Origin of the sequence: uncultured Pseudoalteromonas sp. (assembly GCF_963922945.1) — a bacterium.
Classification (GTDB): domain Bacteria; phylum Pseudomonadota; class Gammaproteobacteria; order Enterobacterales; family Alteromonadaceae; genus Pseudoalteromonas.
Genome location: NZ_CAWUKC010000164.1, coordinates 1 through 2,767, shown reverse-complemented (window position 1 = coordinate 2,767; position 2,767 = coordinate 1). Strand labels below are relative to the sequence as shown.

The 2,767-nt window shown below is 40.8% G+C and carries 4 protein-coding genes and 1 pseudogene; 4 read left to right on the top strand and 1 reads right to left on the bottom strand.

Going from position 1 to position 2,767, the window contains the following annotated elements; translation table 11 throughout:
* Positions 1 to 446 (top strand): ATPase, T2SS/T4P/T4SS family (locus AABI99_RS17950; RefSeq protein WP_338367483.1); only part of this gene is annotated, 446 nt, incomplete at its 5' end.
* Between the two features lie 52 nt (positions 447 to 498).
* Entirely contained in the window at positions 499 to 729 is a 231-nt protein-coding gene (gene yacG, locus AABI99_RS17945) for a DNA gyrase inhibitor YacG (RefSeq protein WP_338367482.1), read from the top strand.
* A 72-nt stretch (positions 730 to 801) separates the two neighbouring features.
* Here the strand turns inward: yacG and AABI99_RS17940 are convergent, their stop codons facing one another.
* Positions 802 to 1,293 carry a Spy/CpxP family protein refolding chaperone gene (locus AABI99_RS17940; RefSeq protein ID WP_338367481.1) on the bottom strand — a complete coding sequence of 164 codons (492 nt, stop codon included), beginning with the start codon at positions 1,291 to 1,293 and terminating at the stop codon, positions 802 to 804.
* Between the two features lie 169 nt (positions 1,294 to 1,462).
* Between AABI99_RS17940 and AABI99_RS17935 the strand changes: the two genes are divergently transcribed.
* Both AABI99_RS17935 and AABI99_RS17930 read left to right on the top strand, forming a co-directional pair.
* Positions 1,463 to 2,152 (top strand): response regulator transcription factor, encoded by a 690-nt coding sequence (locus AABI99_RS17935; protein ID WP_338367480.1) that lies wholly within the window; start codon positions 1,463 to 1,465, stop codon positions 2,150 to 2,152.
* A pseudogene (locus AABI99_RS17930) lies at positions 2,130 to 2,767 on the top strand (two-component sensor histidine kinase); the annotation flags it as partial. The gene AABI99_RS17935 and the pseudogene AABI99_RS17930, both read left to right, overlap by 23 nt.

Here is a 2,767-nt window from a genome sequence, read left to right as displayed (position 1 = left end):
CTCTACATACTAACTCAGCGCCAGAAACCATAACGCGTTTATTAAATATGGGCGTACCTGCGTATAACGTAGCAAGCTCTATAAGTTTGATTATTGCCCAGCGCTTAGCTAGGCGCTTATGTACTAAGTGTAAAGTCCCAGAATCACTGCCCGCAGAAGAATTAGCTCGCCAAGGTTTTAGTACTGAGCAAATTGAGGATATGACACTCTACGCGCCCAAAGGCTGTGAAAATTGTACCGATGGTTACAAAGGCCGTGTAGGTATTTACGAAGTAATGCAAATTACCCCAGAAATAGCGCAAATTATTATGCGCGGGGGGAATTCACTCGAAATAGCAGAGGTATCACTACAAGCTGGGTTTAATAACTTACGGTTATCGGGTTTACGCAAAGCCGCAGATGGTTTAACGTCTTTGGCTGAAATAAATCGCGTTACAAATATGTAGAATAAGTAGCGTTAAGCACCTGCACTTAACGCTTAATTGTAGAGAGTAAAATATGCCAACAATTGTTAACTGCCCAACCTGTAAAAACAACGTTGAGTGGTCACAGCAAAGCCCACATCGTCCTTTTTGTTCTAAGCGCTGTCAGCTTATTGATTTAGGTGAATGGTCTTTTGAGAACAATAAAATATCAACGCCTATTACCTCGGCTAACCAAATTAGCCAAGATATGATAGAAGATATTGAGGAAATGATGGCTAAAAATGATGATGACTTTTTTAAGTAAGCATTCTTCACCCTTTTAAACGACAAAAGCCAGTATTAAGCTGGCTTTTTGATGTGTAAAATAAAGGCTATATTAGCCTCTTTGCTTACGGTGCTTTTTACCCATACGCTTTTGCATTTTAGCAAATTTTTCTTGCTGCTCAGCATTAAGCACCTGCATGACTTGATGCTGCGTTTTAAGTTTAATTAAACCAATTTCAGTGCCTTTTTCGTGGCGTGCATTTATGAGCTCTTTTGCTGCGTTTTCGTCAAACGTTGGAGCGCTAAGTAGTGCATCCATTTTTGCTTTATGCGCTTCGCGCTCAGCTTTACGGGCTTCTTTGTCACCGCCACGCAGGGCTTTCATTTGCGTTTTTTGCTCTTCAAAAATAGCTTCAAGCTTCGTTTGTTGCTCGTCGGTTAAATCAAGCTTGTCGGCGCCGCGCTCAGATAATAAAAAACGCGCTTGAGAATGGCCTTGCTTATCGTGCATGCCGCCTTTTGCTAATACACTACCGGCGCCAAGGGTAGCGGTTGCTAGGCCACAAATAAGTACTAATTTTGAAAGTGTATTTACCTTAGTCATAATCATCACCTTAATATTGGATGGATTGAATTTGGCTGCTTAGCCAGTGAGTTAACTATACCGCTTGCAACGCAAAGTAACGCAAAGCAGTGTAAAGGTTGTGTAAAGATTCACTTTTGCACAATTTACGAAGTAAAATACCCATATAGAAACTGCCTAAGGGTTTGAAATGAAGCTATTAATGATTGATGACGACACAGGTTTGTGCGAACTACTTACTGAATATTTAGCCGCGCAAGGCTTTGATGTTCAAAGCGTTCACGATGGCGAGCAAGGTTTAAAGCTTGCTCAAACAAACGACTATGCATTGATACTGCTTGATGTAATGCTCCCCACCCTTGATGGCTTTGAAGTACTTAAAAAACTTAGGCAAACCAAATTAACGCCGGTCATTATGCTCACTGCAAAAGGCGAAGACTTTGACCGCATTTTTGGCCTAGAGCTTGGCGCAGACGATTACATACCTAAACCCTTTAATCACCGCGAGTTACTTGCCCGTGTAAAAGCCATTACCCGCCGCATAGAGCACATAAACAGCCTAAACGCTGCAACGCCTAGCAAAATAAATATAAATGGCATTACAGTTAATTTGGCAGCGCGTGAGGCAACCATTAACGACCACCCTCTTACACTTACTGGCACAGAGTACGAGGTACTCGTGCTATTAATTAAAAATGCCGGCGAAGTTGTCAGTAAAGAGCAAATAAGCGAAGAAGTATTAGGTAGGCGCTTAGCTTCGTTTGACCGCTCAATTGATATGCATGTTAGCAATATTCGTAAAAAAATAGCTGAGCATATTCAAGGCGAGCGAATAAAAACTATGCGAGGTACAGGTTATGTTTTCATCCAAGGTGAGTAATAAACATTACTTTGCATGGCTAAAGCACCCTAGGCATTATTTATTTTTTAAAATATTTGCTTGGTTTTGGCTAACGATAACGGGCACGGTGGCTGCGCTTATATTTTTAAGCAACATTACGGCAATTAATGCAGTAAGCACCGAGCCTTTGCGTGGGCCAATGAAAAAAAACCTAATTTATACTGCCAAAAGCATTGAGCGAAGCGCCACTAAACATAAACGCACCCTTGCTGATGTTTTATCGCACCCTAGGCTTTCAAAACGAAAAATTTTATTTTTAGGTGCGGCACAGCCCGAAGACGCATTAAGCAGTAAAGATATACCCGCTGATATAGATTTAAACTTACTTAGCTTTAGCCAGAATTTGCCTCCGCAAATTATTTTTACCGAAAAATACCAAGCTTTCGGCCCTGTTAATATTACCGTACCAGAGGGGCAATTTTATCTTTATGAAATAGATATAAACCATCAGCCCCCCCTACTAATGCGCTTTAGGTTAATGCCTAATTGGATGAAGATCTTGGTAGCTATTTTTGCCTCTTTAATCCTGAGCTTTATTTTTAGTCGCAATTTAATTGCGCCTATTAACAGCTTAAAAAAAGCAGCCATAAAACT

Excerpts from the sequence above, each read along its gene's own strand:
- AABI99_RS17940 (WP_338367481.1), bottom strand. The coding sequence starts at position 1,293 with ATGACTAAGGTAAATACACTTTCAAAATTAGTACTTATTTGTGGCCTA.
- yacG (WP_338367482.1), top strand. The coding sequence starts at position 499 with ATGCCAACAATTGTTAACTGCCCAACCTGTAAAAACAACGTTGAGTGG.
- AABI99_RS17935 (WP_338367480.1), top strand. The coding sequence starts at position 1,463 with ATGAAGCTATTAATGATTGATGACGACACAGGTTTGTGCGAACTACTT.